The organism is Bradyrhizobium sp., from assembly GCF_049512235.1.
GTDB lineage: Bacteria > Pseudomonadota > Alphaproteobacteria > Rhizobiales > Xanthobacteraceae > Bradyrhizobium.
Genome location: NZ_JBEKXH010000449.1, coordinates 1 through 5,346, shown reverse-complemented (window position 1 = coordinate 5,346; position 5,346 = coordinate 1). Strand labels below are relative to the sequence as shown.

Annotated in this window: 3 protein-coding genes; all 3 read right to left on the bottom strand. The window is 64.1% G+C overall.

Going from position 1 to position 5,346, the window contains the following annotated elements; genetic code table 11:
* Nucleotides 1-55: 55 nt before the first annotated feature.
* A complete protein-coding gene (locus ABSG20_RS29065) occupies nucleotides 56-478 on the bottom strand; it encodes a DUF983 domain-containing protein (RefSeq protein ID WP_423867908.1) in 423 nt (140 codons plus the stop codon).
* Nucleotides 479-480: 2 nt separating this feature from the next.
* Nucleotides 481-2,799, bottom strand: a complete 2,319-nt coding sequence (rnr, locus tag ABSG20_RS29060) for a ribonuclease R (RefSeq protein WP_423867907.1) — start codon at nucleotides 2,797-2,799, stop codon at nucleotides 481-483.
* A 1-nt stretch (nucleotide 2,800) separates the two neighbouring features.
* Nucleotides 2,801-5,346 (bottom strand): type I DNA topoisomerase (topA, locus tag ABSG20_RS29055; protein WP_423867906.1); only part of this gene is annotated, 2,546 nt, incomplete at its 5' end.

Below are 5,346 nucleotides of genomic sequence, written 5' to 3'. Positions count from 1 at the left end.
AGTCTTCTCCGTCATCGCTCCCGCTGCCCACCTCGTTTTCTGTTTGACCGTCCGGTTATTCCGTCGGATTTTGTTCGTCGAACCCGTGCATGCGCAGCGCCCATTGCAGGCCGACCACGGCGCCCTTCACCGGCTGCAGCAAGGCAAGGGATGCGATCAGGGTAAGCGGCAGATAGATCGCGAGCTGCAGCGCCACCGGCGGCGAATAATTGGTCTCGATCAATAGCGCCAGGGGCACCACGATGTGGCCGACGATGATGATGACGAGATAGGCCGGAAGATCGTCGGCGCGGTGCGGCGTGAAATCCTGTCCGCAAGCGGAGCAGTGATCGTCGACCTTCAGGAAGGCCCGAAACAGCTTGCCCTCGCCGCAGCGCGGGCAGCGGCCGCGCCAGCCGCGTTTCAGCGCGGTCCATACGTTGCGCTTGTCCGCAGGCGACGATTCCGGGGCCCAGACCATTTTCGCGTGCGCGCTCATGCTTATTTATCCTTCTTGGATTTGCCAGGCTTAGGCTTGGCCGGCTTGCGCTCTTGCTGGCGCGGGCTGCGTCCCGGGGGCGTCCTGGCCGGCGCCCTCGACCCATCGCCCGCGCGGTCGCGTTTGCGCCCTCGCGTGGGAATACTGCCCTCCGACAACAGCTCGAACCGCAGCGCACCCGCGACAGGGGCTGCTTCTACCAGACGAACGTCGACCACGTCACCCAGCCGGTGCATGGCACCGCTGCGCGTGCCGATCAGCGCATGGCGGGTTTCGTCGTAGTTGAAATATTCAGTGCCCAGCGTGCGGATCGGGATCAGGCCGTCGGCGCCGGTATCGCTGAGCTTGACGAACAGCCCGGCACGAGTGACGCCGGAGATGCGGCCCTGAAAGGTCGCGCCGATGCGGTCGGCGAGGAAATGCGCGATCAGGCGATCGGCGGTTTCGCGCTCGGCCTTCATGGCGCGCCGCTCGGTGAGCGAAATCTGCGCCGCAACCTCGGTCAGGGTTTCCACCGTTTCGGTTTCCGGCAGCGCGCCTTCGCCGAGCCCGAGGCCGCGGATCAAGGCGCGGTGGACGATAAGATCGGCATAGCGGCGGATCGGCGAGGTGAAATGCGCGTAGCGTCGGAGGTTGAGACCGAAATGGCCATAATTCTCGGCGGCGTATTCGGCCTGGGCCTGCGAGCGCAGCACGACTTCATTGACCAGCGGTTCGGCGTCGTGGCCTTTGACCTGCGCCAGCACGCGATTGAACGTCGCAGGCCGCAACGCGCCGCTCTTGGCAAATGGCAGATCGAGCGTCTTGAGGAATTCCTGCAAGTTGTGAACCTTCTCAAGGGTCGGTTCATCGTGCACCCGATAAATCAGCGGCAGCGACTTCTTTTCAAGCATCTCGGCCGCGGCGACGTTGGCCAGGATCATGAATTCTTCGATCAAGCGATGCGCATCCAGCCGGTCCGGCACGATGACGCGATCGACCGTGCCGTCTGACTTCAACAGGATCTTGCGTTCGGGGATATCCAGATCGAGCGGATCGCGTTCGTCGCGCGCGCGTTTCACGACCGCGTAGGCGTCATAGAGCGGTTTCAGGACGGAAGCGAGCAGGGGACCGGTCAAATCGTCGGGTCGTCCGTCGATGGCCGCCTGCGCCTGCGCGTAATTCAGTTTGGCGGCCGAGCGCATCAGGACGCGATGAAAGCTGTGCGAGCGCTTGCGGCCGTCATTGCCGATCACCATCCGCACCGCGAGCGCGCCGCGCAGCTCGCCCGGCACCAGCGAGCACAGATCGTTGGAGATCCGTTCGGGCAGCATCGGCACCACGCGATCCGGGAAATACACCGAATTGCCGCGCGTCAGCGCGTCGCGATCGAGCCCCGATCCCGGCCGCACATAGAACGCAACATCGGCGATCGCGACATGGACGATATAACCGCCCTTGCTGTTCGGATCGGGGTCGGCTTGCGCATGAACCGCGTCGTCATGGTCCTTGGCGTCGGGTGGATCAATCGTCACCAATGCCAGTTCGCGCCAGTCCTCGCGTCCCCTGAGCGTTGCGGGTTTGGCGGCTTCGGCTTCGCCCAACGCCGCCGGCGAGAACACCTGCGGAATTTCGTGGGCATGGATCGCGATCAGGCTGACCGCCTTCTCCGTTGCCAGCGAGCCCAATCGCTCCCTTATCCTGCCGGAGGCAAGCCCAAAGCCGCGCGAGCGCAGAAGCTCGACGCTGACGAGATCGCCATCTTCGGCGCCGCCAACGTCGGCCTTGGCGATATTCAGCTCGCGGCCGGCCTGCTTCTTGTCGACCGGAACCAGCCTTCCGCCGCCGTCGGGGGTTTTGCGGAAAATGCCGAGCACGCGGCTTTTGCCGTGATCGACCACCTTGATGACGCGGCCGCGATAGGCGCCGGCTTCGCTGTCATCGAGTTTTTCGATGCGCAGCAGCGCGCGGTCGCCAACGCCTGCCGCGGTGCCCGGCTGCGGCCGCTTGGGAACATGAATGCGGATTTTAGGGGCTTCGCCGCTCTCTACCTCATCCCATTCGGCCGGCATTGCGATCAGCTCTCCGTCGGCGTCGCGCCCTGAGATGTCGGCCATCACGGTCGCCGGCAAACTTGCCGGTTCGCTGATCTTCTTGCCACGCTTCTGGATCGTGCCCTGGTCGGCGAGTTCGCGCAGGATGCGCTTCAGCTCGACCCGGTCGGCGTTCTTGAGGCCGAATTCGCGCGCGATCTCACGGGTTCCGACTATTCCCGGCTGGGCGCGGACAAAGGCGACGATAGCCTCCCGGGCCGGAAAGCCGCGGTCGCGCGCTTTCGCCACCTTAGCCGCGGGCCTTGCCGGCGCTTTTCTTCGCAGGCGTTTTGGCGGCCGGCGCTGCCTTCGCGGGGGAGGTCTTGGCCGCCGGCGTTACCGGCGCGCGCGCCTTGCTGGCGGAATCCGATTTCGGCTTTGACGCGGATTTTTTTGCCATCGGCTTATTGATGGGCTTGGCGGCCTTGGCGTCCGTTTTCGCTTTGACCGGCTTTACGGCCTTGGCTTTCCTGGCGCCAGCTTTGGGCTTGCCGCCACCCTTCGCGACGCGCTCGTCGATCAACGCAATGGCTTCGGAAAGCGTGATGCTGTCCTGGCTCTTGTCGCTCGGGATCGTGGCGTTGACGCCCCCGGCCGTCACATAAACGCCGTAGCGTCCGCTCTTGACCGCGACGCCGCCAAGGGTCGGATGATCGCCCAGCGGCCTGCCGGGATCGGCACCGAAACGGCGGCCACTCGGCCCCTTGGCGATTTTCTCGGCGATCAGCGTCACCGCGCGATTGAGGCCGATATCGAACACCTCGTCGCCGGCCTCCAGGCTGGCATATGTTTTCTCATGGCGCACGAACGGGCCGAATCGGCCAAGCCCCGCGGTGATCGGCTCGCCGGTCTCCGGATGCTTGCCGATTTCCCGCGGCAGCGACAATAGTTTCAAGGCCAGATCGAGTTCGATGTCGCCGGGCGAGATGTTCTTCGGAATCCCCGCGCGCCTCGGCTTGCCGCCTTCGGCGTAATCCTTCTGCTCGCCGAGCTGGATATAAGGCCCAAAACGTCCGGCCTTGACCACGACATCAAGATCGGACTCCGGATCCTTGCCGAGGATGCGGTCGGCGCTGGCTTCGCTGTCCGCGGCCAGCGGACGGGTGAAGCGGCACTCCGGATAGTTCGAGCAGCCGACGAACGCGCCGAATTTGCCGGCCTTGAGGTTGAGCCTTCCATTGCCGCAGCTCGGGCACTGCCTGACATCGCCGCCATCTTCGCGCGGCGGATAGATGTGCGGCCCGAGCATGTCGTCGAGCGTATCCAGTACCTGGGTGACGCGGAGATCCTTGATATCGTTGACGGCACCGATGAAATCGACCCAGAAGTCTTTCAGCACCTGCTGCCAGGAAATCTCGTTGTTGGAGATGCGGTCCAGTTGCTCTTCCAGGTCGGCGGTGAAATCATATTCGACGTAGCGGGCGAAGAAGTTTTCCAGGAAGGCGACCACGACGCGGCCCTTGTCCTCGCCGTGCAGCCGCTTCTTCTCGAGCTTGACGTAGCCGCGGTCCTTCAGCACCTGCAGGATCGAGGCATAGGTCGAGGGTCGGCCGATGCCGAGTTCTTCCATGCGTTTGACCAGCGAAGCCTCGGAGAAACGCGGCGGCGGTTCGGTGAAATGCTGGGTGACGGCGAGTTCCTTGCGCTTCAGCGCTTCGCCTTCGCTCATCGCGGGGAGGCGGCTGTCCTCGTCGTCGCCATCATCGTCGCGGCCTTCCTGGTAGACTGCGAGGAAGCCGTCGAATTTGATCACCTGGCCGGTCGCGCGCAGGTCCAGCAGCCTCGCGCCCGCCTTGGCCGCGATGTCGACGGTGGTGCGTTCCAGTTCGGCTGACTCCATCTGGCTGGCGATGGTGCGAATCCAGATCAGTTCATAGAGCCTGGCCTGATCGCTATCGAGGCGGTGGTGCAAGGCGGCCGGGCGGCGCGACAGATCGGTGGGGCGAATGGCTTCGTGAGCTTCCTGGGCGTTCTTGGCCTTGGTCTGGTACTGGCGCGGGGCTTCGGGCACATAGGCGTTGCCGTAATCCTCTGATATCACCTTGCGCGCCTGGGTGATCGCCGAATTGTCGATCTGCACACCGTCGGTTCGCATATAGGTGATCAGACCGGTGGTCTCGCCGCCGATGTCGATGCCTTCATAGAGCCGCTGCGCGATCCGCATGGTATGTGCCGGCGCAAAGCCCAGTTTGCGGCTGGCCTCCTGTTGCAGCGTCGAAGTCGTGAACGGCGCCTGCGGATTACGGCGCGCCGGTTTTGCCTCAACCGTGGAAACCGTGAAATGGGCTGATTCAATGGCCTTCTTGAAATCCTCGGCTTCTGCGCCGGTGCCGATATCGAGCCGTTGAATCTTCTTGCCGTCGGCACCGACCAGTCGCGCCTCGAACGCTTCCCCGCGCGGCGTCGTCAAGGTCGCGACCAGCGACCAGTATTCCCTCGGCACGAACTTCTCGATCTCGAGCTCGCGGTCGCATACGAGTCGCAGCGCCACCGATTGCACCCGGCCCGCGGACCGCGCCCCCGGCAATTTGCGCCACAACACCGGCGAAAGCGTAAAACCGACCAGATAGTCCAGCGCCCGGCGCGCCATATAGGCGTCGACCAGTGCGCCATCGATCTGGCGCGGATGCTTCATGGCCTCCGAAACCGCCTGTTTGGTGATGGCGTTGAAGACCACGCGTTCGATCTTCTGGTCCTTGATCGCGCGCTTCTCTTTCAGCACCTCCAGCACGTGCCAGGAGATCGCCTCACCCTCGCGGTCGGGGTCGGTTGCGAGAATCAGCCGGTCGGCGCCCT